The sequence below is a fragment of the Melghiribacillus thermohalophilus genome (assembly GCF_004342905.1).
GTDB lineage: Bacteria > Bacillota > Bacilli > Bacillales > Alkalibacillaceae > Melghiribacillus > Melghiribacillus thermohalophilus.
Map to the genome: position 1 here is coordinate 1 of NZ_SMAN01000018.1, position 26447 is coordinate 26447.

28 protein-coding genes, 1 tRNA gene and 1 pseudogene are annotated in these 26447 nt (G+C 39.8%); 26 read left to right on the forward strand and 4 right to left on the reverse strand.

The window, feature by feature from the left end:
* The first annotated feature begins 403 nt into the window (after positions 1-403).
* The 7 genes and pseudogenes from EDD68_RS11435 to EDD68_RS11470 all read left to right on the forward strand — a co-directional run bounded on the left by EDD68_RS11435 (position 404) and on the right by EDD68_RS11470 (position 5269).
* Positions 404-940, forward strand: a complete 537-nt coding sequence (locus tag EDD68_RS11435) for a hypothetical protein (RefSeq protein WP_132372428.1) — start codon at positions 404-406, stop codon at positions 938-940.
* Between the two features lie 400 nt (positions 941-1340).
* Positions 1341-1815, forward strand: a pseudogene (locus EDD68_RS11440) (DUF2975 domain-containing protein).
* 10 nt (positions 1816-1825) lie between these two features.
* Complete coding sequence (locus EDD68_RS11445) at positions 1826-2047, forward strand: helix-turn-helix domain-containing protein (RefSeq protein WP_132372429.1); 222 nt, start codon at positions 1826-1828, stop codon at positions 2045-2047.
* 51 nt (positions 2048-2098) lie between these two features.
* Positions 2099-2731 carry a hypothetical protein gene (locus tag EDD68_RS11450; protein ID WP_243646852.1) on the forward strand — a complete coding sequence of 211 codons (633 nt, stop codon included), beginning with the start codon at positions 2099-2101 and terminating at the stop codon, positions 2729-2731.
* Positions 2732-3011: 280 nt separating this feature from the next.
* Positions 3012-3230 (forward strand): hypothetical protein, encoded by a 219-nt coding sequence (locus tag EDD68_RS11455; protein WP_132372430.1) that lies wholly within the window; start codon positions 3012-3014, stop codon positions 3228-3230.
* A 228-nt stretch (positions 3231-3458) separates the two neighbouring features.
* Complete coding sequence (locus EDD68_RS11460; RefSeq protein WP_132372431.1) at positions 3459-3665, forward strand: hypothetical protein; 207 nt, start codon at positions 3459-3461, stop codon at positions 3663-3665.
* 851 nt (positions 3666-4516) lie between these two features.
* Positions 4517-5269: an alpha/beta hydrolase gene (locus EDD68_RS11470; protein WP_243646853.1), complete on the forward strand. Its 753-nt coding sequence runs from the start codon at positions 4517-4519 to the stop codon at positions 5267-5269.
* A 482-nt stretch (positions 5270-5751) separates the two neighbouring features.
* On the opposite strand, the gene katG is transcribed toward EDD68_RS11470, so the two are convergent.
* On the reverse strand, positions 5752-7935 hold the full coding sequence (gene katG, locus EDD68_RS11475) for a catalase/peroxidase HPI (protein ID WP_132372432.1): 2184 nt from the start codon (positions 7933-7935) through the stop codon (positions 5752-5754).
* A 530-nt stretch (positions 7936-8465) separates the two neighbouring features.
* Between katG and EDD68_RS11480 the strand changes: the two genes are divergently transcribed.
* From EDD68_RS11480 to EDD68_RS11530, 11 genes are all read left to right on the forward strand, one after another.
* Positions 8466-8972, forward strand: coding sequence for a DUF1648 domain-containing protein (locus tag EDD68_RS11480; RefSeq protein ID WP_132372433.1), 507 nt, complete (start codon positions 8466-8468; stop codon positions 8970-8972).
* A 119-nt stretch (positions 8973-9091) separates the two neighbouring features.
* Complete coding sequence (locus EDD68_RS11485) at positions 9092-9301, forward strand: helix-turn-helix transcriptional regulator (RefSeq protein ID WP_132372434.1); 210 nt, start codon at positions 9092-9094, stop codon at positions 9299-9301.
* Positions 9294-9689, forward strand: coding sequence for a hypothetical protein (locus EDD68_RS11490; protein WP_132372435.1), 396 nt, complete (start codon positions 9294-9296; stop codon positions 9687-9689). The genes EDD68_RS11485 and EDD68_RS11490 overlap by 8 nt, the downstream gene beginning before the upstream one ends.
* 990 nt (positions 9690-10679) lie before the next feature.
* The gene (locus EDD68_RS11495) at positions 10680-10982 is read left to right on the forward strand and encodes a hypothetical protein (protein WP_132372436.1); all 303 of its coding nucleotides are present in this window, start codon (positions 10680-10682) and stop codon (positions 10980-10982) included.
* A gap of 1068 nt (positions 10983-12050) precedes the next feature.
* On the forward strand, positions 12051-12680 hold the full coding sequence (locus EDD68_RS15435) for a hypothetical protein (protein ID WP_132372437.1): 630 nt from the start codon (positions 12051-12053) through the stop codon (positions 12678-12680).
* 6 nt (positions 12681-12686) lie between these two features.
* A complete protein-coding gene (locus EDD68_RS11505; RefSeq protein ID WP_132372438.1) occupies positions 12687-13367 on the forward strand; it encodes an ABC transporter ATP-binding protein in 681 nt (226 codons plus the stop codon).
* Positions 13324-13878: a stage II sporulation protein M gene (locus EDD68_RS15720; protein ID WP_132372439.1), complete on the forward strand. Its 555-nt coding sequence runs from the start codon at positions 13324-13326 to the stop codon at positions 13876-13878. Before EDD68_RS11505 ends, EDD68_RS15720 begins: the two co-directional genes overlap by 44 nt.
* A gap of 89 nt (positions 13879-13967) precedes the next feature.
* Positions 13968-14510 (forward strand): hypothetical protein, encoded by a 543-nt coding sequence (locus tag EDD68_RS11515; protein WP_132372440.1) that lies wholly within the window; start codon positions 13968-13970, stop codon positions 14508-14510.
* A gap of 265 nt (positions 14511-14775) precedes the next feature.
* The gene (locus EDD68_RS11520) at positions 14776-15141 is read left to right on the forward strand and encodes an ArsR/SmtB family transcription factor (protein WP_279388260.1); all 366 of its coding nucleotides are present in this window, start codon (positions 14776-14778) and stop codon (positions 15139-15141) included.
* Between the two features lie 56 nt (positions 15142-15197).
* On the forward strand, positions 15198-15629 hold the full coding sequence (locus tag EDD68_RS11525) for an ArsI/CadI family heavy metal resistance metalloenzyme (protein WP_132372441.1): 432 nt from the start codon (positions 15198-15200) through the stop codon (positions 15627-15629).
* 54 nt (positions 15630-15683) lie between these two features.
* A complete protein-coding gene (locus EDD68_RS11530; protein ID WP_132372442.1) occupies positions 15684-16031 on the forward strand; it encodes a hypothetical protein in 348 nt (115 codons plus the stop codon).
* Between the two features lie 17 nt (positions 16032-16048).
* Here the strand turns inward: EDD68_RS11530 and EDD68_RS11535 are convergent, their stop codons facing one another.
* Positions 16049-16381 carry a hypothetical protein gene (locus EDD68_RS11535; RefSeq protein WP_132372443.1) on the reverse strand — a complete coding sequence of 111 codons (333 nt, stop codon included), beginning with the start codon at positions 16379-16381 and terminating at the stop codon, positions 16049-16051.
* 153 nt (positions 16382-16534) lie between these two features.
* Here EDD68_RS11535 and EDD68_RS11540 point away from each other — a divergent pair, with 153 nt between their 5' ends.
* From EDD68_RS11540 to EDD68_RS11550, 3 genes are all read left to right on the forward strand, one after another.
* Positions 16535-17023 (forward strand): GNAT family N-acetyltransferase, encoded by a 489-nt coding sequence (locus EDD68_RS11540; protein ID WP_132372444.1) that lies wholly within the window; start codon positions 16535-16537, stop codon positions 17021-17023.
* Between the two features lie 65 nt (positions 17024-17088).
* Positions 17089-17469 carry a hypothetical protein gene (locus tag EDD68_RS11545; protein ID WP_132372445.1) on the forward strand — a complete coding sequence of 127 codons (381 nt, stop codon included), beginning with the start codon at positions 17089-17091 and terminating at the stop codon, positions 17467-17469.
* A 116-nt stretch (positions 17470-17585) separates the two neighbouring features.
* Positions 17586-17658 (forward strand) — tRNA-Thr (locus EDD68_RS11550).
* Positions 17659-17740: 82 nt separating this feature from the next.
* Here the strand turns inward: EDD68_RS11550 and EDD68_RS11555 are convergent.
* Complete coding sequence (locus tag EDD68_RS11555; protein ID WP_132372446.1) at positions 17741-18499, reverse strand: SDR family oxidoreductase; 759 nt, start codon at positions 18497-18499, stop codon at positions 17741-17743.
* Between the two features lie 189 nt (positions 18500-18688).
* Here EDD68_RS11555 and EDD68_RS11560 point away from each other — a divergent pair, with 189 nt between their 5' ends.
* From EDD68_RS11560 to EDD68_RS11580, 5 genes are all read left to right on the forward strand, one after another.
* Positions 18689-19300: a TetR/AcrR family transcriptional regulator gene (locus tag EDD68_RS11560; protein WP_132372447.1), complete on the forward strand. Its 612-nt coding sequence runs from the start codon at positions 18689-18691 to the stop codon at positions 19298-19300.
* Positions 19301-20056: 756 nt separating this feature from the next.
* Entirely contained in the window at positions 20057-20845 is a 789-nt protein-coding gene (locus EDD68_RS11565; protein ID WP_132372448.1) for a M48 family metallopeptidase, read from the forward strand.
* Complete coding sequence (locus EDD68_RS11570; RefSeq protein ID WP_132372449.1) at positions 20815-21960, forward strand: hypothetical protein; 1146 nt, start codon at positions 20815-20817, stop codon at positions 21958-21960. The genes EDD68_RS11565 and EDD68_RS11570 overlap by 31 nt, the downstream gene beginning before the upstream one ends.
* A 149-nt stretch (positions 21961-22109) precedes the next feature.
* Complete coding sequence (locus tag EDD68_RS11575; protein WP_132372450.1) at positions 22110-22685, forward strand: TetR/AcrR family transcriptional regulator; 576 nt, start codon at positions 22110-22112, stop codon at positions 22683-22685.
* A 111-nt stretch (positions 22686-22796) separates the two neighbouring features.
* A complete protein-coding gene (locus tag EDD68_RS11580; RefSeq protein ID WP_132372451.1) occupies positions 22797-24908 on the forward strand; it encodes an MMPL family transporter in 2112 nt (703 codons plus the stop codon).
* A gap of 172 nt (positions 24909-25080) precedes the next feature.
* Here EDD68_RS11580 and EDD68_RS11585 read toward each other — a convergent pair whose 3' ends face one another.
* Complete coding sequence (locus EDD68_RS11585) at positions 25081-26019, reverse strand: ring-cleaving dioxygenase (RefSeq protein ID WP_132372452.1); 939 nt, start codon at positions 26017-26019, stop codon at positions 25081-25083.
* Positions 26020-26447: the final 428 nt, after the last annotated feature.

Consider the following 26447-nt stretch of genomic DNA (forward strand, 5'->3'; position numbering starts at 1 on the left):
GAACTTCCTCTCTATCGGTATTGGTTGGTTACTATTAACGATAGAGGAAGATTCTGCATTTTTCAATTTTCAACACACTTCATTGGGGAGAGCCAAATTATTCAAAACATGCAATAAATGTAAAGCCTAATAAAAAACTTCGCCATTTCGTCAAGAGACGAAGGTAGGTTAACCGTTTTATATGGAGTATCGGGTATGACAGCATTTTCAACGAACCCTTATTTTCCTGAATACCGAAAACATGGCCAGCCGATCATGTAGCGTAGATGCTCGGCGGCAAACATCCTTCTCTCTATCTGATCAGTAATCAGCACAAAATAACGACGCCACAGTAAAAAAGTTATTTTCATCTATAAAGACCATGATTAATTCATTGTATTCCAATAAGATTTGAGGTGTCTTTTTGAATTTCATTGCCTGGATGATCGTTGCCTGTGAAATAGGATTTTGGATCGTAATTGCATTGGGCTTATTCACAAGATATGTACGAAAAAAAGATAAACTGGGATTGTTTTTCTTAGCCTTAACCCCTGTAATTGATTTAATTTTATTGGTTATTACTGGCCTGGATCTGTATTGGGGGGCTACCGCAACAACTGCACATGCAATTGCTGCAGTTTATATTGGAATTTCGATTGGCTTTGGAAAAAGCATGATTAAATGGGCTGACGAAAGATTTCGCTACTATGTAACAAAAGAAGGTTCAAAGCCGATAAAACGGTATGGAATGGAATTTGCAAAACACTATTTAAAAGGGTGGGGAAGACACCTTCTTTCATATTTAATAGGTTCTGGTATATTGGCAGGGCTAATTTTCTTCATAAATGATTCTTCCCGAACCGAGGCATTCTCGCGAGTTTTATTACTCTGGACACTTGTGTTGGGTATTGACCTCATCATAACGATTTCATATTTCATTTGGCCCCGAAAAAAAGAATGACGGATTACAAAGGTATACATGAATACAAGTTTTGTTGCTGATCGGCCGCAAGTTCAAATACACTTGTCATTTTTCTCTAGCAATATCTCAATCAAATATTATTTCAGAACATCTGCCGCAGTGGCCCCACTGGACCTGGGGCATCTCCTCATACATACAGAAACGTTCAAGGAGCAGCTGGGTAGTATAGCCCATAAATGGGACAAGTGTTGCTAAAACACACACTGTTTGTATTCCTCCTCAACCAATCCCTTTTCCTGTTTTTGACCGCTCCACTTTAAAGAATGGCAAAGCGTAATAAACATTTACCGTATTTAAATAATCATTTATTGTAAAACAATAAACGGTATATTATAATCTTTTCACAAGTTACAAACGGGTGAGGTGTTTGTGATGAAAGGTGAAATCTCCTTTTTTAAAGTTCGCAGTTGTTCTTTTGGAACTTCCTGTTCTTGCTTTATGTATATTTGTATTACCTGAGATAACGGAGTACTTTGTGGAATTAGTACCTGCATTAGCTTTTTTACAATACCCGTTTTTAATCGGACTGTATGTAACAGCCGCGGTATTTTTCATAGCATTGTACCAAGACGTTAAAGCTGTTAAGCTTTATAGACAAGAATGAGGCGTTTTCGGAATGGTCTGTGAAGGCTTTAAAATAATATCCAAATCTGTGCTATTGCTATAGGGACATTATATGTCGTTTTTATGCCACTCATATATCTCATGGGAGAGGTAGCGATGCTCCGGGGATAATTCTGATAGGAAAAATCATTATATTTGGCTGCATGGTGATTGCCTTTTTTGCTACTGTTCTTAAAAAGCTGTTAATAAAGGCGATCGATATCAAATCAGAACACGATTTAACGATTTGAGGTGGTTCACATGCCAATTATAGTCCATATTGATGTGATGCTGGCCAAAAGGAAAATGAGTGTGACCGAACTTTCCGAAAAGGTGGGAATCACGATATCGAACCTTTCGATCCTGAAAAATGGCAAGGCAAAAGCAATTCGATTTTCAACTTTAGAGGCAATTTGCGAGGCATTAGACTGTCAGCCTGGAGATATTTTAGAATATCGAAGTGATGAAGAAGTTCAAGTATAATAATAGAAAGGACCGAATAGCCGCTTGTAATGGGAAAGGAAAGAGATGCCAATGCAAGATCGTAAAATAAGGTCGGTTTATGTATTATTAACTGACACAGGTACACTATTTACGAAAATGATTAAATGGTTTACACATGCGCCTTACAATCATGCTTCCATTGTTTTAGACAAAAAACTCAATGAAATCTATAGCTTTGGACGAAAATATCCGAGAAATCCTCTGGCTGCTGGCTTTATCAGAGAGGATATCTATTACGGTACCTACCGATACTTTTCTAACACAAGGTGCCTTTTATTAAAGATCAATGTGTCATCAAAGGAATACATTCGAATTCGAAATGTTATCCAGGGATTTAATCAGAATAAAGATCTGTATTCATATAATTTATTGGGGCTCTTTGGTGTAGCTGTTCACCATCCGGTTTACCAGCGAAACAAATACTTTTGCTCTCAATTTGTTGCAGATGTTTTTGAAACAAGTGGCCTGAATTTATGGGATCGTCCTTCCGCCCTTATCACTCCCAATGACTTTAAAGAGCACCCGCGTTTTGAGATCGTTTATGAGGGAAGATTGTATGACTATCCACTATTGGATCAGGAAATGCTGTCTAAGCCTGCAGCAGGGTTTGAGCACGTGTTTATGCACTCCTTTCAGCTCATTTTAAAGAAAATGCAATTGTAATTTTACTAGATCGTAGCCCTAAGAGAGTTAGATTATCCAGAAAAAATGAATTGAATTGATCAAATGAAGTTCAACCTTCTTCTTTTAAACGTTTACGGGATATCCAGGACCTTATTTGGAATATGGGGATGTGTAAGCCCTTCTAGGAGGCCTGGGAATGAAAAGAATGACTTCAAGCACGCATTTTTATATTATGGAGGGGAATGATCCAGTAAAAAACGAAACATTTTCCTAATGCTCACCGTAGTTCATCTTAACAAAGAAAAAGGAGGGAATTCTGGTGAGTGTCGCAGTTAATCAGAGTGATTCCGTCAATGTAGTTTTTGTCTTTCAAAAAAATGAGGAAACGGAAGAAGTAACCCTTAATACAGCTCAAGTTATGGCGTTATTGCATGCAAAACAGATCTGGATTGAAAAGTTCAGTGCAAACCTGAAAATAGAAAGCACGGTATGGTCTTATGCCGGTGATCAAGTGTCATTGCAAATATATTTAAAATAATTGACCATAGCAGGATATCTTATTGACGATTTTGAGGGAGTAACGATAAAAGTTGAACTCGATTCAGCGAATGACATTGATCCCAAACGGCTTAAAAATAGACGGCAGGTTGAGTAAATAGAACGATTTGCGAATGAGGATCGTTTTTGCTGAACCGTCCCTTCCTCTGCTAAGGTATGGATATATGGTGAGTTCATAAAAATGAAAATGTGAAAGGAGGCATTAAATATGGCTTCTGCATTTGAACAAATCAAAACCTATCTCCTTCATTTTATTTTCATGCTGATTGCTCAAGTACTCTGGTATTATATCATCATGCGTGATCCGATCGAACAGGTATGGATGGATATACTTGCCGTTTCGTTATTATATGCGATATTCTGGTGGATTTTTGATAAATATTTCTTCAAAAAGAAAGATAAACATGATTCATAGCATGGGTGGAAAGAAGGTTCGATATCATGGGTTGGCTGAACTTAGGAAGTCTTGTACCTGGGTTCATTGCCTGCATTCTCCCCGTTATCAGTCTTCTGTTTTATAAGGACCGTGAACCTGAGACTCTGACTATTGACTGTTTTGAGCATAAGTGCTTGCGTTATTTCATTATATTTTCAGGTTTTATATGGATTATATCTGGTAAAAATGGAGGACTGGTCAGCTCTTACGGACACAAGAAGTGCTGCGGCAATTTGCCGGCGGCGTTCTTCTCACCGTTACCATCTTCTTAAATGCCATTACGCTGTTTTTATGGAAAATTAAGAATGCAAAATAAAGCAGTGTTCATTCATCTTCCTTAAAAGCATATTCGATTAATAATTGAAACACTTCCATCCATCCTACCCCATAAAACTCTATTTTCCAATATCTTATAATATCTGCGTTTCGATTATTAAGATTCATCGAGTGTTCCATTTGTGAAATTTCCGCACTGAACATTTTTTCGTGATGACCAAAATGCTACTGCGAAGGCTCAGCGGCTGATATTGGCTGGCAGTGATCGAAATTTTGCTTGAGACATATGAAAGAAGCTCAGGTATCGATCAAAAAGGTTCAACAAACGCCAGATTTATTCCAGCAACGACCGTGATTCGTTCAGTTCATTCCACGTGTGTTATTCGGCATTTTTTTTGCAGAACTGAGAAGGATTCACGTGGGTTTTATTTTGTATGTCTTTTTATCGGCTTTTCACATTCAAATGAAAAATAGGGGTATGAAATCCGGAATTTTTCCCAATCTATAAGTGAAACAGCGTCCGTGAGGCTGTCATTTTTTGACTTGCTTTCATCATGAACGACAACTTATGGAATATGCAGGTGATGCTTGTGATTGGCTGTTTGTTTATTCATGGATTTACTGGAGCCCCTGATGAAATTGAACCGCTGGCCGATCATCTGAAGCGGAGAGCAGACTGGGAGATTCGCACGGTAACTTTACCTGGACACGGTGAAACGGAGACGTTAAAAGGGATTCGTTATCAGAGCTGGGTTGCGGCCGCAGAAGAGGAATTAAAACTTCTTGTGAAGTCCTGTGACACGGTGTATCTGGTTGGATTTTCCATGGGCGGAGTGATCGCCGGGCATCTGACTACGAAATACCCGGTGACAAAGCTGGTATTGCTAAGTACAGCGGTTTATTATATCAATCCTAAACAGATGCTTAAGGATCTGAAAAAAATGGCTGCCGATTTCTTAAAAGGTGAACTGAAACACAATACTCTGTTTAAGCATTATCGGAAAAAAATGCAGGAGACACCGTTTCGTGCGACGGTTGAGTTTCAAAAATTAGTCAGGGAATTAAAACCATCATTCCAGCACATTCATATACCTACTCTTATTGTCCAGGGAGAGCGGGATGGAGTTGTGCCTGTCAAAAGCGCGAACTATTTGTATAACACGATTCCGGCAAGTGAAAAAACACTTGTCTTTCTTCCTCATTCTTCTCATCATATCTGTCAGGGCGAGGACCAGGATGAGTTGCTCAAGACAGTGGAAAGCTTTCTAGCTGAAAAACCGGCTGAGGTTGAGCACGTGACTTCTTAAAAATGGAATAAAGATGTTTCATTCGAGAAGGGTGATGGATGAGAATCGAGTAATGGGTTCTTCAGTCCTATAAAGGGTGTACAAATATTAACGCAGAAGTTTGGACAACACCGGCGTTGCTTTTTTCTATACTTAATGGACAAAAAACGGGTAGATACACAGGGAAATGTTCTTCATAAGGACGGTGAGGGACAAAAGGAGCCAGAAACGCAAGGAAAGTGTCCTTCATAAAACGGAAAACGTATATCTGGATTGGGCTCCAATTTGTCAATGACTGATTTCCGTCAAGATCAGAGATGTTCCCTCAGTAAAATTTCTTCGTATAAGAAAAAAGCACCTTATGAGTGCTGGTGACTCAAACCCGTATCCTACTATAAGGAATGAGCTGAGATCAGGCATTCTCATAAGGTGCTTGTGGATGATATCAATGGTGATGGCCTTCTGGAAAATGTCTCTATGATATTGTAATAACCGCAGCAGGTTTATTTCAGATCAAACCGATCAGCATTCATCACCTTTACCCAGGCATTGATAAAGTCGCGGACAAATTTCTCCTGGTTGTCATCTTGAGCATACACTTCCGCCAGGGCACGCAGTTCGGAGTTTGAACCAAATACGAGGTCAACTCGGGTAGCGGTATATACGACCTCGCCTGTCTTGCGGTCTCGTCCTTCATAAATTCCTCCGTCTGCAGGCTTCCACTCAACTCCCATGTCAAGCAGGTTTACAAAGAAGTCGTTCGTGAGTGTGCCGACACGATCGGTGAATACGCCATGTTTGGTGTCACCGTAATTAGCGCCCAGCACACGAAGGCCGCCAATCAGAACAGTCATTTCCGGAGGAGTTAGACCAAGCAAGTGTGCTTTGTCGACGAGAAGTTCTTCTGGACTTACACTATACTCCTTCTTCTGGTAGTTGCGGAACCCATCGGCAATCGGCTCGAGCACTTCAAAGTTTTCAACATCCGTCTGTTCTTGTGTGGCATCACCGCGTCCGGGAGCAAATGGAACCGTTACATCAAAGCCGGCATCTCTGGCAGCTTTTTCGACTGCCGCACTGCCGCCCAGGACGATCAGATCAGCAATGCTGACTTTCTTTTCCAGATGGCTTTGCAGTTCTTCGTACACAGCAAGTACTTTTTCCAGTTTTTCCGGCTCATTTGCCTCCCAATCTTTCTGTGGAGCAAGACGGATTCGTCCACCATTCGCGCCGCCGCGATGGTCAGAGCAGCGGTACGTGCTGGCAGCCGCCCAGGCCGTTTTCACCAGTTCGCTGATGGTCAGTCCTGTATCCAGAATTTTGGCTTTTAGGTCTTCTATTTCAGCGTCTGTCAATTCATAATCAACAGATGGAACTGGATCTTGCCAGATAAAATCTTCTTCTGGAACTTCAGGGCCCAGGTATCTGTATTTTGGTCCCATGTCGCGATGCAGCAGCTTGAACCATGCGCGAGCAAAGGCATCGGTAAATTCATCCGGATTCTCATAGAATCGGCGTGAAATTTTTTCAAATTCAGGGTCTTCCTTCAGTGCGATATCGGTGGTAAACATAATGGTTGGCACTTTAACGGATGAATCCTCTGCATCTGGTGCAAGATGTTTCTCATCCGGGTCCACAGCCATCCACTGATAGGCGCCGGCAGGACTTTTCGTAAGCCACCATTCATATTTAAATAACATTTCAAAGTAACTATTATCCCATTTTGTTGGAGTAGGAGTCCAGGCCCCTTCCAGCCCACTGGTGATGGTGTCACGTCCTTTTCCGGAACCATATGAACTCTTCCAGCCCAGGCCCTGTTCTTCGATAGGGGCAGCTTCTGGATCCGGGCCAACATGTTCAGCATCACCGGCACCGTGTGCCTTACCGAATGTATGGCCTCCTGCAATTAGGGCAACGGTTTCTTCATCGTTCATGCCCATGCGGCGGAAGGTTTCACGGATGTCGTGAGCCGCTTTAAGTGGGTCTGGTTTCCCGTCGGGGCCTTCAGGGTTTACATAGATGAGACCCATCTGAACAGCTGCAAGTGGATTCTCAAGCTCACGCTCACCGGAATAACGGTTATCATCCAGCCATTCTTTTTCTTTTCCCCAGTAAATATCTTCCTCAGGGTGCCAGATGTCTTCGCGCCCGGCACCAAAACCAATAGTTTTACCGCCCATGGATTCAATTGCTACATTACCGGCCAGAACGAGCAGGTCAGCCCAGGAGATTTTGTTTCCATATTTCTGCTTAATCGGCCATAGCAGCCGGCGGGCTTTATCCAGATTGACGTTATCCGGCCAGCTGTTCAGCGGAGCAAAACGCTGTGAGCCAGTTCCGCCACCCCCGCGGCCGTCACCTGTACGATACGTACCGGCCGCATGCCAGGACATCCGGATAAACAGCGGACCATAATGTCCATAATCAGCAGGCCACCAGTCCTGACTGTTCGTCATCAGGTCGTGAAGATCCTTCTTAAGCGCCGCATAGTCGAGTTTTTCAAATTCTTTTTTGTAATCGAAGTCTTCTCCCATCGGGTTCGATTTGGTGTCATGCTGCCTTAAAATATTTAAGTTTAACTGATTTGGCCACCAGTCTTTATTTGTTGTAGCACTTGATGTGTGAGTGGTAACACTGCCGTGGTGGAACGGGCATTTACCCGTGTTCGTATTGTTTGTGGAATCCATACATTTTTCCTCCTTTTTCTCATTTCGTTTAAGTAGATTATGATGAATTCCAGCCGCCATAGAAACGACGGACCGAAATTCAATAATTATTCTTATGTTAAAATTATAATAAAATATCACTGAAATTAAAAGAAAAATAGTTTAATTTTTTAATGTTTTTAAAGAAAATCTTTTTTTTGGAAGGCGGTGTATAGTTTCAAAGGAAGAAAAAAGCCCAGGGATAGCCTGATGACAGCGGTTAAATATGATTACCATATGGAAACTTTTTTGGCATTCCAGCCGTAAATCATATCGAATTCGATTGAATATAGAGGGAACCAAATTCTCAATTAGATGAATTTTGTCGATAAAATGAATGATATGGCAAGAGATTTTTTTCAGAACATGGGCTTAGCATTCCGAACGGATTCCTGGGTGAAAATCAAAATGTCATCCACAACGTTCCAAAACTGTTCAATGTTATGTTTATGTCCAGGCAAGGAGCAAATACGACATGGTCATTAAGAAAGATATTAAGGTGGTGCGTGGGTATGACTGAAAGCTGGAAACGTCCGAAACTACAGCTGCCAAAGACAAAAAGTGAATGGATAGGGGATATCATCGGCTACTCCATATATGTGGGGTCGATTCTGTTCCTCATCCTGGTCTGGAATAGACTTCCCGACGAGGTGCCCGGACATTATAATGCGCTGGGTGAAGTGGACCGCTGGGGATCGAAGTGGGAGCTTCTGGTTTTGCCGGGTTCGGGGGCATTCATTGCCCTTCTGATGCAAATACTGGAAAAGTTTCCAGAGGTTCATAACTATCCAAAGCGACTGAATGAATCCAATGCCAAACAGTTTTATCTGTTAAGTCGAAAACTCATGAATCAATTGAAAAATGTTTGCTTAATCCTATTTTCACTCGTTTTAATGGAATCGATTTTCATTGCCCTGGGGAAGGAAATTGGGTTCGGAATATGGTTTTTGCCCATTACCATTATGGGAACAGGCATCCCAATTATACTTGCCTTAATCAGACAAAGAAACATTCAATGAACATCTGTTTTATACTATATGGCAAATCTATCTGTCAAACTTGTTTGACACCTATTAAAAAATGGTTTATTTTTGAACTGTAAAGGGTTTTTTACAAGCTGTGGTGGTGAGACGTAGGCATGAAAAACAGAATCAAAGAATTCAGAGAAAAAAATGAGCTTTCCCAGGGAAAACTGGCCGAATTATGCCAGGTGAGCAGGCAAACCATTAATGCCATCGAAAATGACAAATACGACCCCAGTTTAAAACTAGCATTTGATCTTGCCAGACAGTTAGGGGTCAAGATGGAGGAGTTATTTCTACCAGAGGGAGGGAGACAGAATGAGTAGAACAAGAAACATGATTGCTGTGATTGCCTTTCTTGCGTTTGCCGTGATCGCAGGATTCACGATCTACAAATATGTGAGATATGGAATCGTTGAAGGGGGAGGGATATTTGCAAGCAGTCTGGCTGTATCCTACTTTTTGAATTGGGTGAAATGGGGCGATCATGAAGGGGGAGGAGAAAAGGATGAATTAGACAGGCACATTGAAACCCAGAGCGCCAAAATCGGTTATTTTCTGCTGATGATCCTGGCAGCACTTATTTTATTTATCTCAGAAGGGGTAACCAATCTGAACGATATTCAAAATTACCCATTGCTGCTTGTCGTTAGCCTATCGTTTGTGATCCTTCCCATAACAGAGCTGATCTATTCCAGAAAGTTTAAATCATAAACCCATGACAGAAAGCGATGTTTTCCTGTCAGTTTCATGTTTTAGAAAACCCCTGGCTATGCCAGGGGTTCCGGAAAGCTTTTGGCGTGGGAAAAAAAGCCTCACTTCATGGTAAGGTATAGTAGGATATACGATATAGATTCCGATCAACACTTTCGTGTTAGAGCCTATCCATTTCTGTGGATTGAATGGCTTTAAAAACCACTCTGTGATGACCCCGTATGTAACGGATATATCGTCGATGGATTTCCCCCAAGAACACCATCGCCAGCTCAGTATGTTGTTTTTGATGAATAAATTTACGACAATTTCAATTTCCCCCTTACTTTCTTTGTCGGACTTCCGACACATGTAATGCTGAAGTTTTCTTTCCTGTCGGTAGGCTTGAACATCATTCGTTAAGATTAAGTCTCCGGATGTTCGCTAACCAAAATTAACGAATCCTCCATACGTAATTCCTAAATTTGAGAGGCCAAATCCGGATGTTCACTCAACCAGGTTTGGATTACCATTTCATAGGAGTCCATCTTCTGCTTTCTCGTTTTCGTAGAGGCCATCCATTCACTCATCTCCACCTGGGATTATTTATAAACGGTAGTCCTGGATATTCATAACTTTCGAGCGATCTGTCGGACACGGAATTCTTGTTGCTTCAACTGATAAATTGGCATATACATGTTCCACTATTCCACCCTTTTCACTCCATTACTGTGAGATAGCTAGCAACTCAAATTATATCAGTAACAGAGTTTGATTGAGTGTTCAGAGGAGAAGGTCATAAACAAGTGATCCTCTTTTAGCCCCCGTATTGTTAAGTGGAAAAGTGTTCATTATTATTTAGCGAAGTTGTCCATTTTAATTAGTAATTACAGATACAGCACTCATTATTTTGTAAAATAGTAAAAAGTTACTATTGGATAACCCGGGTAAAAATGTATAATTAAGGTAGTATAATGTAAAATATTCCTTTTATGGGAGGGGGTGAGAGGTATGGTTAATACATCTGTTCATTCTAGAGTTATTTCTATCATATCTCTACTAACTATTACATTATCTATTACAGTGATTTTAGTATTTTTAGGGACTTCTTCTACAATGCCGCTGGTGGAGTTAACTGCTACGTATCCATGGTTGCCGAATTGGGCTATCACTTCAATAACTTGGGTGTTAAATGGAATCGCAACCGCAAGTGCTGTAGCAGCCATTCTAGGAACTTTTGGGCTTGCTGCAATTGCATCATTAGTAGTTAGTTATGCAAGGCGTTATGGCGTTAGATATGCAATTGCATGGTAAAATAAACACAATAGATAAAGCGAGCATGATTGGATTTGGATGTGAATAATTCCTCCTTAATATCGTGCTCGCTTTCCTAATCATATTATTCCTTGATTATTCTTATGAAATCTTAAATCGATCGTTTGTGGTAAATAAATATATATTCAGATATTAATTCAAGTAGATTTTAAGACTTCACTTTTATCTTTACAAAAAACTAAAATTACATTAAACGAAAGGCGCTTCAATATGAAAAAACTTATAATCTATATGATTTTGTCTGCTAAAAATTTAATACAACAGTTGGAAGGAAAAAAGAAAAGAAATCTTAGTGTTTTTTTTCTAATTGTAAATGCTATTGTTATTCCTGTAGCGTTCGGGATGATTTTGTATCCTGTCTTAAAATTTCACAGTGGTTTGTTTCTTTTAATACCAATAATTGTAATCCTATTGGACATAGATAAAGCAGTATATCGAGTCAAATATTCCGAGGATATGAAGCAGTTACATAACTTAAAATTTTCATTGTTTGAGTATATTATTGCAAAAGATTTAAGTAAATATTACACCCGTATCACATTTATATTTATGTTTCTGTTGTCATTTTTTATGTTAAGAATTGTTAATCATGATATACCAATAACGGTTATATCACTAGAAATGATATCCTTTATCATGCTTCTCATGATCGGTTATTGCATGCGTATATATTTTATACTTTTTTTATCTTTGTTCTATAAAGTTTATGTTTTAAGTATATTTAATTATTTTTTATTAGGATCTGTTTCCTTTTTTCTCTATTTAAATTATAAATTTCATATTTTTAGCACTCAATATCTCCAACACCCTATCTTGTATAACATCCTTGCTCTTACATTATATCTTATAATTTTATGGCTGATTCGATTGCCTTTTCGCCACCTTCATAGAACCTCCATTCAACAAATATATGACTCTCATAAATCAACAGTTCTTTTTAAGAGACGTGGTTTAGATCATAAAAGTGTAATCAGTAATAGTAAAGTTAAATATGAGTTATTGTTATTGATAAGAAATCCACCAGTAAGCATAGGAGTAATTTTGCTCATGGTAGCATTATCTATGGGATTATTTGGTGTTATGATCTTTATTATTGAAAATAACAATGATTTTACAAATTATAAAAACTCAGCATTAGCTTACCCGCTGGTCATGTTACCAGGAATTATAACGAGTTATATGATCCAACCTTTTGTAAGCTTTGATTTGGATGGGAAAATGATGCAACTAAAAAAAAATAACGACGTATTTATTTTAAATAAAATTGTAGTCAAAGAAATTATATCTTTAATTTTTAATCTGATTTTGTTTGGTATTTATTTAACATTGACACTGCTATTTTTAAAAAAACCATTTAGTCTACTTAGTATGATTATAGTGTTCTTTTCGTATGTTTTGATCTCAATTTCAATTGTTACGTCTACAATAGCATTTCCTAACTTTAAGTGGAACTTTTTTTATGAAATCCCTTCTACACTTAGCAAAATATTATTGGCGGTTGTTCTAGGTGGTATTTTATTGATAGGAATTGCTGGGGTATTAGCTGATGGTTATTTTTCAATTCTTGTTATAATTACACAAATTATTTTAATTATCTTTCTTTTAATGATTAATCGGTCTCTCTGGAAAAAAACCATTCATAAAAATTTCTTTTCATTTCGACTGTTAAGGGAGTAGAAAGTTATGTTAAAAATAAGAAATATTACAAAGCAATACGACAACATATATGCGTTAAACCAGGTTAATGTAACTATTTCTAGCGCAGAAATAGTTGGAATTATTGGAAGAAATGGAGCTGGGAAAACGACTTTTTTAGAAATTATTGCTGGACTGGTTGAACCTACACGAGGAGAAATTGTCATAAATAATAAAAAAAATTTTGATCAAAAACTCATTGGATATCTGGAGGATGATCCATTCTTTTATGAGTATCTAACAGTCAAAGAAGTTATTCATTACTTTTCCTTAATGCAAAATCTATCGATATCTTCCGATGTATCAGATCAACTACTAAAAGAATATAGGTTGTTGGATAAAAAAGATTATAAGATTAAAGACTTATCCAGAGGAATGAAGCAGAAGCTAGGGTTTTTATTAACAATACTTCATGATCCAGAGATATTGTTATTAGATGAACCATTTACTGGTCTAGATCCAACTAATTTAATATCAATGAAAAAAAAATTAAATGAATTAAAAGATCGGGGGAAAACAATTATTATCTCAACTCACATATTATCCTTTGCATCTGATATTTGTGATCGTATTTTGTTGTTGGACAGAGGTGAAATTAAATACGAAGCTGAAGGTCAAAATTTAAATGAGAAAAAACTGGAGGCTTTATTTAGTGAATACATTAAATAAAATAATAAAGATAAAAAATTTAATACTAATATATTTTTTGTTGTTTTTTATAGGTTTTTTTTTGAGTTTAATGTTTTTACCTGAAAGTTACGACTTAAGTGAAAATATTACAGATATTTCCTCTTTCATGGATGTTTTTCTATATAATCTCAAAGTAGCATTAGTAATCATCATAACTGGTATATTTAGTGTGGGCCTAATATCCTCATTTATCGTATTTTTTAATGGTCTATATTTCGGGTATTTTTTCTTTTCTAATATGCCCTTTCTTGAACCGCTACATTTTATTGCTCTATTCATATTTCATGGACCTTTTGAGATAGTAGGACTGTCTATCGGCTATGCATTATCAATTTTAATTCCTTGGTCAATCATAAAAACAATATGGAAACATGATTTTCAAATAAAAACGGGGACAGCAAGGAAATTCCTAATCTACTACACATTCCACATTTTGTTATTGTTTATCTCAGGAATTATAGAATATTTTGTAATTACCCATTATAAGTAAAATTGTCATATCGATGGTCCTGGTTAAATTATTGGTAAGGTTAACAAAGCATTATATTTGAAAAGTTTACTATTTCAGAGGTGGTAATATTGAAAAACAGTTATAAAGTTCATCTGCTAGTCATCTGCTTTTTATCTGCAATTATTTCTCTTATTGCATCTTTAAATGTTGATAATGAAATTCAACAAGAAATGATAAATACTTTTAATGAATTTGAGGATTCCCAAAAAATTATCAAATTATCCTATTGGATAGGAATTATATTGGGTACATTATTTTCATTTTTTCAACCAGTTTTGGTTTTAGGTTTTTTAACATTATTATTATGGCTATTTATTATGGTGAATAATTCAAGTCTTAAATTTAGGAGTCTCTTTCAAAATGGTATTAAACCATATTATGTGATTTTAATAGGGCAAGTTATAACTTTTTGGATTATTCTCCCTTTTGATTTGAAAATGGTTATTCAATATAATATTCATTCTATTACATATACATTTTTCTTTTTGTTAGGATGGTGGCGAAACTGCCATAAGAGTTACGAACAACTTAAAAAAAACATCAATTTTGCTTTTATAGGTACAGTTGGAATGATAATATTATTCACAAGCATAAGTTATTCTATAATATAACCTAATTAAACTAAGTCATCTATCACAGAAAGTTTAAATCATAAACCCATGACAGGAAGCGATGTTTTCCTGTCAGTTTTCATTCATAGGTATAAACAGATTCTGTTATTTCGTTAAGTATGACTAAACATTAGCTTGATCACTCTTGAGTATCACTGGCAAAACAATTCATCAAATTAATTTGATTTTATCCTTGCATGATATGATTTGTTCTTATATACTAAAAGCAATTAATCAAAAATTTTTGATGTAGGGTGTGAGCGGAATGGAAATGGAACATACGTTGAAAGATGTCTCCATGGAAGAAGTATTTCAAAAATATGAAAAGAAATATAAGGCTGTCGCAGATCAAAAGAGATTGCAGATTCTTCATGAGCTAACTCAGAACGGATCTGTTTGTGTGTGTGAATTAGTCGAAAAAATGGGCATGCTCCAGTCTAAGTTATCGTATCATTTAAAAATTTTGCTGGAAGCTGAACTGATCAAAAAGGAAACAAAAGGGACATGGAGCTATTATTCGCTCAATCATTCAGAAGTGAATCATCTGTTATCCGAAGAGCTTTGCTGTTTATTTCGCACTCGGCCGGCTAATGAAAAGGCATCAGACAGCAGCTGCTGCCGGATGCCGTAATTTTTCTCTTATTCATCAAACTTTTTTGATATAGAAATTAATAAAGGAGTGGTTTCATGAAAATCCATATGGGGTTAAACGTAACCAATTTAGAACAGTCCATTCAGTTTTACCGGAAAGTGTTTGGGGTCGAGCCAGTCAAAGTGAAAGCTGATTATGCGAAATTTTTATTGGATCACCCGGGAGTGAATGTCACATTAAATTTAAAAAATAAAGTGACAGGAAATCAGGTAGGACACTTTGGATTTCAGGTCTCATCGATGGATGAGTTAAGCGTGCAGCGGGAGAGAATCCGGAATGAAGGTCTAGAAATTGAGGATGAAATGGATACAAATTGTTGTTACGCGAACCAGGATAAATTCTGGATAACGGATCCTGACGGGAATGAGTGGGAATTTTTCTATACCAGACAGGATATAGAGTCCCATGGCAAGAACGAATCCAGTTGCTGCAACCCCTCTGCGGTTTCTGTATCGTGCTGTTCGTAGAGACTCAGAGACACCGGAAGGACAAAACTTTCCGGTGTCTTTTAATGCAAGCAGATGAATGCTATCGGGAACATACATCCAGTAGAACATGCACACGTGATGGTTTCATCTGGTTCATGTGATAAAATGAAACATGATATGAACTGGAGTCATCAGAACATCTGCAGAGTCGTATATGAGAAAAAACCAGAGTGTTGGAGAAATATAAAAACGGATGGTGATCATGGCATGGAAAACAATGAGTATTACGTTGGATGGGGAACGCTTGCACTGATTAATGCCGGGCTCGCACAGGGGAAAAACAGGTCTGGGCTCAACTGGTTTTTTATTTCTCTCCTTCTTGGTCCGTTTGCGACACTGATCTTGCTTGTACAGGAAAAATTGCCGGAAGAGGATAGCTGAGGGGAGTTTACCGCAATTTACATATAAATGTCCTTCCTGTTAAACAGAGAAGGACATTTATAAAGTGCAGAATAGGAACGTTTTAGATGATTTCTTACATCTACCATACTACTAAACAACCGCGGGTTAATTTTCATGCATATCGTCAAATTCCAGTTCCAGCCCGCCAAATTTTTGTTATTGTAAATGATAGCACCTAACTTTCCGAGTAGACCGTAAACAAAAATCCCCAAAACAGGCATGATGATAAAAGGAAATCCCGCAACAATCACGGTGTAATCTCCCGTTGCAAGACCGATCAGGGCCATAATGATCCCCACTGAAAAAATAAGTGCAAACGGGATGCTCATGGCGTAAATCGTAACTTTGAAAGCGGATGTTGACCCTATTTATTTTACTTCGATTTTTCGCATAAACGATCACTCTTTCTCTTTATGGTTTATATCTCAAATATCGGTAACAACCAGCAAACTTTAAAACTGAATGTTTTGGAGTGTGAGCATATGTGTCAGCCAGTGAACGATGTAAGACTGGATTTCTATCGACCTGAGTACGATGAAGTTTTATACCGTTTTCATTTGCCCGAGGAAGAGGCGCGATTCACTTCACTTCCAAGTCACCTCATTCAGGAAGCGGTGCGGGACAAAAATCAGCATCCAGTCGTTATTCTTCAAGGGAAGAACCCGGTCGGTTTTTTCGTACTTCACTCGGGGGATCGGGTGAAGGCGTATACAGACAACCCGCGCGCTTTATTGCTTGCCTCACTGTCCATCGATGCCACCAGTCAGGGAAAAGGCTATGGAAAAAGTGGAATGGTGCTTATGCGGGGTTTTGTAAGACAACATTTTCCCGAATGCAATGAAGTGGTTTTAGCTGTCAACCATAAAAATATCCCTGCCCAGCAGTTGTATAAACGGGCCGGATTTGTGGATACAGGACGAAGAAAAATTGGAACGATCGGTGAACAATATATTTTGTCATGTAACATTTGAATCAAGCAAATTGAAAGAGGAGTCTGCTCTGGTGGAATCTCAGAACCGCTTTTCGGAGGGATTGGATGGCGAAAATAAGAATCACTTTCGTATGGGTGTTGCTATGTTTGACGGTTATAGGATGTCAGGAAAACCATCTCAATGTTTCTAAACCCGTTACCTATATTGAGATCTATGACTGGGAAAGCGAACAACTGAAAGGGGTCATCGACGATAAACCATTTATTGAAAAGCTCGTAAAAGAACTGAATTCGGCAAATACCGCATCAACTGCCAATTTAGACTTTCGCATGCCAGATGACAAACTTCTTTTCAAACATCAAGAAGAAGTTCTTTTGGAAATAGGGTATTTTATTGACTTGATGAACGTAAAGGTGAAAGGCCGTTACTGGGATTTTCAAGAGGATGAGTTTTATGCGGTCAGACTTGAGCTGCCTGATTTTTAATCATGGGGCGATTAACAAATATATGCACATGATGAATATTTTTCGATTGAAAAAAAGAGAAAAATATATTATGTTTATATGTTGGGGAAGGATTTAGACAGTTAGCAACCATTCATGCTGGTGTAGCACAGCTGGTAGTGCACTTCACTCGTAATGAAGGGGTCGCAGGTTCGAATCCTGTCACCAGCATCTCAAGTGAACAGGCTATAATCCTGGAAAGAGCAAGGGTTATAGCCTGTTTTTTAATCTGTACCAGAGAAACGATTTATGACTAAAACGCTGTCCAGCCTGCATCTGCGGTAATCACCGTTCCATTTATGAAACTGGATTCGTCGGAAGCGAGGAACAGTGCAATGTTTGCGATTTCCTCGGGTTTTCCGGAACGGGGGTTGACAGCCAGTCCAGGCTGTGCCCGGCTCATGCCGAACTCGTTAATGTTTGTCATAGAAGCGGCAATATTGGTTTCGACTCCCCCTGGTGCGATGGCATTACATCGAATGCCTTTCTGGGCGTACATAAATCCAGTGTTTTTGGTAAACCCGACAACAGCGTGTTTCGAAGCGGTATAGGCAGCTCCGGCGCGGGCACCGTTTAATCCCCCGACTGATGCAATGTTAATAATCACACCGCTTTCTTTTTCAAGAAAAATGGGCAGTGCTTTGCGGGTGGCGCGCATCACGCCGGTTGTATTGACGGCAAAAACCCGGTCCCATAGAGCATCATCCACGTCTGCAGCCGGAACAAAATTATCCATGATTCCGGCATTATTGACAAGAATGTCCAGGGTACCATATGTGTCTACGGCTGTATCCACAAGATTCTGGATATCCTCTTCTTTTGCGACATTGGCCAATACGGAAATGGCTTCACCACTATTGGTTTTGATTTCCTCAACAGTCGCGCTTGCTGACGATTCATTGATGTCAGATACCACCACTTTAGCCCCTTCTCTGGCATACAGAACGGCGATTGATTTTCCCATTCCTGAACCTGCACCAGTTACGATAGCCACTTTACCTTCGAGTTTCATAAAACCCCTCCGGAAATGTAAACGATTTCATTTCGTTTGTGAACAAATGCTTATTATTGAACACTTGTCTATAGTATACTGTTCATAGATGGGTTTATACAATCATTAAAATACGATCAATCTGTTGATTAGTTAACAGAAAGTATACGTTTTGTTTATTATTCAAAAATCTTTGGTGGAGGTTATTCCATGAAGGATACACCGGCAAAATTAGACCGAAGAGTGAGGAGATCCAAAAAAGCCCTGCAGGAGTCATTGATTCAATTGATGAAAGAAAAGGACTTTAAGGAAATCACCGTGACCGAAATTGTCCATCACGCCGATCTCAACCGGGGCACGTTTTACAAACATTTTCAGTACAAAGAGGATTTATTGAGAGAAATGATGGACGAGGTCATGAACGATCTGGTTGCATCTTACCGGGAACCATATAAAGACGGCCGCACACTGAAAATGAAAAACCTGACTTCTTCTGCAGTTAGGGTGTTCGACCATGTTTATAAATATTCCAGCTTTTACACCCTTCTTTTCAAATCAAATTCCCTGGTTGATTTTCAAATGAAAATCGGGAAAGTTTTACGGGATCTCGCATTAAAAGACCTTGATGAGTATGCACCTGATCCAAAAATCAACCGGGAAATACATGCCAGTTACCGGGTTTATGCCATTATTGGGATGATCATCGAATGGGTCAACAGCGACTTCAAGTACAGCTCCCGCTACATGGCTGAACAGCTGGTGGAAATCCTGAAACTGGATCAGAAAAAAGCAGCCTATAAGCCGAGGGTTGAGGGGGAGTAATTGGATTGTAAAATATAGACATCAAAATATGACAAGGGAGAGTAGGGGGCAGCCAAGCAAAATCATAATTATTGTTAAAATGGAATTATTATAAAGGGGCCCATCCTTAACGGGATGGTCTTCTCCTAATGTGTAATTGTGTAAGGAAAAAGGACACTAACCCTCACAGGAAAAGTGTCCCTTTTCTTTTTCTGCTCTCCAGTTGACAAGTATTTCAAAGAAATACTACCTATCATTGGGATGAACCAAAAAACCACCTGCTCGGACTACCTCACCATCTTTAACAATGTAAAGGTGATACTTATACTCACCTTTTAAAAGTACTGCTACTTGATATTTTTTTTTCCTTTTTGACATGTTTTGAGTCAAACCTGGGATAAATATCAACTACCTGTTCTTTTCCATATAGTTCATAAATATATGACTCCACCTGTTTAAATACTTCTTCTTGAACTTGTTCGTTTGGATATATCCCCCTATATAGTCTAAGACTAAAAATAGTAAGTAATCCTTAAACTCATCCATATTGTGATAAGTGGATGAGTAATAGGATTTAGTAACTTGTCCATCAGCCGCAGCAACCATGGTTTTATCTGAATATAGCGGAAAAAACGGACAACATCACCACACCCCCAACTTCAACTGTCCGATTTAAACCGACCCCGTATCACCGGGGATTTTTTTGTGAGGAAATGCAGAACTTTTGGCTTATCCATCCGATATATACAGTAATGATTTTGACGAAGGAGGATAAGGATGACCGAACAGAAATATTTAGAATTGATTCAAACGTTTGAGGTTCAATATGCCCAGGATCCACAAAAATATCGAAAACGCCTCGGCCATTTTGCGTTATTCGGATATGCTTATATCTGGCTATGGATTCTGGTCGCGACAGGTCTTGCTGTTGCATCCATCTATGTCATTATTTTCATTAAAGGACATTATGGGTATTTTAAGCTATTATTCTTATCGCTATTATTTCTTTTCATCGTTTTAAGAGCTGTAACCTTTAGAATCAAACCTCCCGGAGGACTGGAGATCAAAAAAGATCAGGCCCCTTTGCTTTTTGACATGCTGGAAGACATAAAAAAGAAAATCCAATCTCCGAAAATACATAAGGTTTTAATCACATCGGATTTTAATGCGGCCATTTCTCAAGTTCCAAGACTCGGAATGTTTGGGTTTCATAAAAACTATTTAATTATAGGCCTTCCGCTTATGCATGCATTGACTGCTGATCAATTTAAATCGGTAATCGGTCACGAACTGGGACACTTATCAAGAAAACACGGGAAATTTTCAAGCTGGATCTATCGTGTAAGGGAAAGCTGGCTAAAAGTGATCGATGTACTAGAACACAAAAAAACTTACGGTCTTTGGATTTACAAGAAATTTTTCAACTGGTTTTTCCCAAGATTTAACGCATACTCCTTTGTGATTCGGAGAGAAAATGAATATGAGGCAGATCAGCAGGCTGCCATCGTTACGGATTCAAAAACGGGGATACATTGGTGCGCATCGGTGTGGCTGGCCGCTGGCTAGGGGAAAAGTTCTGGCCGGTGTTCAACCGGAAAGCATATGATGAAAAAGATTGCTCTTCGCCAGTTCAGCCGATGATTCATAGTCTAAAAAATGCCGAATATTTGAATGAGGTAAATGTTCTTTTAAAGAAAGAAAAGATGGTAGAAACGGATTACCATGATACTCATCCGTCGTTAAGCGACCGTTTAAACGTGTTAAAGGAAGACGCTTATGTGCCGGGCAAGATTGAAAATACTGCAGCTGAAATCTTTTTAGGTGAACAGCTGGCAGAAAAATATCTTCATTTGCTGGATAAAGATTGGGTTGCCCATAATCAGTCCATCTGGAGGGAAAGGTACGAAGAAGGCCAGAGGATGCAAGTGTTGCTTGAAGAAAATCAAGATAAGGAACTGGATATGGATAAAGCAACCGAACAGGCAAATATGTTAATTGAACTGCATGGGATAGAATATGTAACGGAACATTTTGACGACATCCTTGCAACATACCCTTCTCTAAAGGAAAATACGGACTGGCTGTTCCGGGTTGGAACGATTATGCTGGATAACGGGGATGAAAAAGGAATCGAGATCATCAACCAGATTATCGACAACCACTGGAATTATAAGTTTAACGGGCTGTATGAGTTAATGAGGTATTATCATTTATTTGGAGATCAGGAGCAGGAGAAGGAAACGAAAGAAAGACTGGAAAGCTGGGAAAAACAGCTTGAAAAATCGAATGCAGAGTTGAATTCCATACATGTGGATATGGAATACGACGAAGTTAAAGATGTTTCGATTCTAGATGATGTAAAAAATAGGCTATCTGAACGAAATGAAGTGGAACGGGCTTATTTATTTGCCAGAACATCTAAAGCTATTCCTGATCGAACAGCTCTGTATTTGCTGATCGAATTCAATGATTATGCCTTTAAAAGGGATATGAGAAAAATACGGGACAATATGTACGAGGAATGGTCTTTCCCGCAAGAACTGTATGTAGGCATTATCAATTTCGAATCGGTTTTTGAAGAATTAGCCGATAGAAACCAGCAGTTCCACATTTATCAAAGAGAGAAGAAGAAAAAAGAGAAGAAAAAGAAAAATCAGGAAGAGCTGAAACAAGCCGAATAAATTAGTCAATGATACTAAAGCCAGAATCATGCGGGTACAGCGTGTATTCTGGCTTTTCCATTTGTTCGGAAGGTCCTGGAGAGTAAAAGGTTGCCTTCTGTCGTTTTCTTTCCTTTTTTGTTGTTTTATAATTGAGGAGGGGTGAGATCATGGTAAGAGAGCGGAAGTTTTCGGATGAAGATTTGTTTCTGGCGACAAAGGAACTGCTTCTGGATTATGGGTATGAGGGGTTTACCTTCGGGCTTCTGGCGGAGCGGCTGGGGGTTTCCAGAAGTGCGTTGTATAAGTATTTTGGCAATAAAGAAGAACTGATCATGGAGTTTATGATGTATGAGTTGGATCAGTTTATGGATAAGTTAAGAAAAATCAATGACTATAACCGTTTTGAGGACCAGTTTGATTATTTGCTTGAGTTGCTGATGAACCACCCTCAAATTCATCAGCTGATAGAAATTGGCCGGCATGTTCCGGTAAATAATCAGAAACTGAAAGAGAAAAATGATAAGCTGGATGGACTTCACCTGGATATGTATCAATCCCTTGTCGGGTTTGTTCAGCAGGGCAAGGGAGAGGGGAAGTTGAAGCCGCATATTCCTGACACACTGATTGTGGGCTACATTCTGCAGTCATTTTTGGTTCCTAATTTTGCCCAAATCCCTCATTCCGAGTGGGTTCAATCCATAAAGGAAATCATCCGTAACGGTATGTTCACAGATGATCATTGACACTTCTGTTACTTTAGATAATAATAATGGGTAATGGAAGTGTTATTTTTATACCCAAAGTGACACATGTGTCACTTTGGGCTTGAATTGAACAAAGAAAGGAATGACACGATGAAATCCTTATTAAATAAGCTTACGGACAGGGTGTCGACGAAAAAGGGAATGTGGGTGACCCTGGCTGTCTGGTTGATCGTGACCATGCTGCTTGCGGTTTTTGCACCGAATGCGAAGGACTATGAAGTGTCCACGGTCAACTTTTTGCCGGATGACGCAAAGTCGATGATTGCTCAGGAAAAGCTGGATGAATATTTTCCTGCTAACGAAGGAACTCCGGCGGTTTTGGTGTTTCAATCGAATGAAGGAGAAATAGAAACGCCTAAGCTTGTGGAGGTGCTGGACAGCATCCGGGCTGCAGATGTTCCTGGTGTGGAAGAGCTCATTCCCCTGAGTACATTGCCGCCTCAGGCACAGGCCTCATTTTTTTCAGAGGATAAAGAAACAGCTGCGTTACCATTAACCTTTGCCCCTGGACTCGAGACAGCAGAACTCAGGGATTCGAAGGAACAGATTGAGGCTATTGTGGAGGAAGAATCGAATCTGCAGCTGTATATGACAGGCCCGGCGGGAATTGCGGTTGATTCACTGGATCTGTTCTCGCGAGCGGATCTCGTTCTGCTTTTTTCAACCATTGGAATCATTCTTGTATTACTAATTGTGATTTATCGTTCCCCGTTACTGGCACTGATTCCGCTGATTGCAGCTGCTTTTGTCTATGAGGTGTCCATTCAATTGCTCGGCATTCTCGGAAAAGCCGGACTGACGTTAAGCAATCAGACGATATCCATCGGTTCTATTCTATTATTTGCAGCTGTCACGGACTATTCTTTGTTTGTGTTTTCCAGGTTCCGTGAAGAGTTAAAACATGACGAAGATAAATTCGAAGCCATGAAAGCAGCTATGAGGGAGACAGGTGTGCCGGTGTTCTTCTCTGGCGGTACCGTTTTAGCGGCGATGCTAGTGCTATTTTTTGCGAAATCCGGGGATTATCAGAACTTTGCCCCGACCTTTGCTACAATCATGGCTGTAGTTATGCTGGCATCGATTACTTTTACGCCTGCACTCTTTACTCTGTTTGGTAGAAAGTCCTTCTGGCCGAGAATTCCACGGGTTGGAGATGAAGCAGCTAAAAAGAATTCTTTCTGGAGCAGGGTAGGCCGCTTTGTTGTGAAAAAGCCAGGGCTATCCGTCACCGCTATTATCCTGTTACTGCTCGTGTCTGCAGGAAACATGGTGAATCTCCAGTATGAATATGACACGATTAAGTCATTCCCGGAGGATATGCCATCCAGACAGGGGTATGAAATTTTAGGTGAAAAGTTTGCAAAAGGTGATCTTGCTCCAACTACTGTACTCTTTGAAGGAGAAGAAGCACTGTCACCGGATCAGCAGGAGAACCTGCGAAACGCATTGGCAGATCAGCCGCTGGTGAGCAGTGTTCAGATCAATGATGTTACTGATGATGGAAACGTGATCAACTATAGCCTGACCTTTGAAGAAAATCCTTATGAAATTGAGACGATAGACACGCTGGAAAAGATCATTGCTGATCATGACGAAATCTTGGAGGAAGGCAATGTAACGGGAGAACTTTATTTTGCGGGTGAAACGGCGAAAAAAGTAGAGGAACGAACGCTGAATAATCGGGATGTTATCGTGATTGTGCTTTTAGAAACCATCTTGATTTTCTTAATGCTGATTGTGCTGACGAAATCGGTAAAAATGCCGATTTACATGATGGGAACAATTCTGGTCTCCTTCCTGGCTGCACTGGGACTGGGTATTTTCCTGACAGATCTTTTCTTTGATATTGGCACCATCAGTCCAAGGGTACCCCTTTACGCCTTTGTTTTCTTAGTGGCCCTCGGGATCGACTATAATATTATACTGGTCTCACGGTTTCAGGAGGAACGGCGGAAGCATTCAGTTAAAGAAGCAACAAAGCGGGCGGTTGCTAGCACGGGAGGAGTCATTTCCTCGGCCGGAATTATCCTGGCCGCCACCTTTGCGGTCCTCATGACCCAGCCGATTCAGCTTCTGTTCGTGTTCGGATTCATCGTCGCTGTAGGTATTATTCTCGATACCTTCCTGATCCGGGGTGTGCTGCTTCCAGGATTCATTGTCCTGCTGGAAAAGGATAAGAAAGCAGAAGCCGAGCGGGGATAAAGGATTGAATAGCGTATTCGATGAAAAGGTGCCCGGGGCTTTATGACCCCGGGCTTTTTATGGTTTAAATAAGGAGGAACAGCTGCTGAAGTATTCTGTTTTCACAAAAAATCCCGCTATCCCTTTTCAGAACTAGCGGGTGTCGTACATTTTCTTGTAGCCTCTCTGACCATTAATCCAATTCCCTTACTTCAAATGGCAATAGCACTTTTTCAATTTTTTCCCGATGGGGTTCGTACTGTTCAGGCAGTTTCAGACTGCTGCCCAGCTCTTCTTTTGATTCATCAATAGCAAACCCAGGTGGATCGGTGGCAATTTCAAACAAAATGTCACCGTGTTCCCTGAAGTAAATGGAGTTAAAATAATTTCGGTCCTGTACAGGTGTTACTATATAGCCATTACTGCTGAGATGGGCTTTCCACTCCTGTTGATCGGCATCGTCTCTGGCCCGAAAGGCGATATGATGAACCGTGCCTGCACCCATTTGCCCGCGAATTCCGGGGGTTTTTCTAACATCAACGGTATTCCCGATATCAGCGGATGATCGGAAGCGGATGCAATCACTGTCTTCATCCACTTTTTTAAATCCCATCAGATTCTCCAGTAATTCCCCGGTTTGTTCCGGTTGGGAAGAATACAGAATTCCTCCTGCAAAACCTTTGATAGCTACATCTGGGGTAACGCCACCAAAACTCCAGGTATTGATTTTGCCTTCATTCCGTTCGACGAGATCAAGGATCAGACCATGGGGATCTTTTAATGTTAGGACTGGTTCTCCAAACCGCTCCTGTCTGGTAAAGGGAACGTCGAACTTTTGCAGCCGTTCTTTCCAAAATGGCATGGCTCCTTTTGGGATGGCGTAAGAAGTGACACCGACCTGACCATCGCCAATTCGTCCCGGTCTGGCTCCTGACCATGGGAAAAAGGTAATCAGTGTGCCGGGAGTGCCCTCTGCATCACCAAAATAAAAGTGGTATGTTCCCGGATCATCGAAATTAACGGTCTGTTTGACGAGACGCAAACCCAGAACCCCAGCATAAAAATCGACATTCTCCTGCGGGTGGCCCACAATAGCGGTAATATGATGGATCCCTGCTGTTTTTTTATGCATAACAAGCGCTCCTTTTTGATATCTTTACTTTAATTTATCATATCATGCCATTATTACGAATTCGAGATATTTGTTTTTGAGATAAATTCAGATAAGCATTTATGTAGAATTGTGGTAAAACGCTGTGAGCATCTCACAAAAGTTTGATCAGCATAGTTAATCAAGGAAATTTGGGACTTGACAGAAAAATCAGGGCTCGCGAGCGGGAAATCAGGGTTCACGCACGAGGAATCAGGGCTCGCGAACGGGAAATCAGGGTTCACGCACGAGGAATCAGGGCTCGCGAACGGGAAATCAGGGTTTACGCACGAGATATCAGGACTCGCGCGGGAGAAATTAGTGTTCACGCACGAGATATCAGGGTTCACGTGGAAGATATCAGGACTCGCACGCAGGATATATGGATTCATCCCAAGCAAATGAGGACT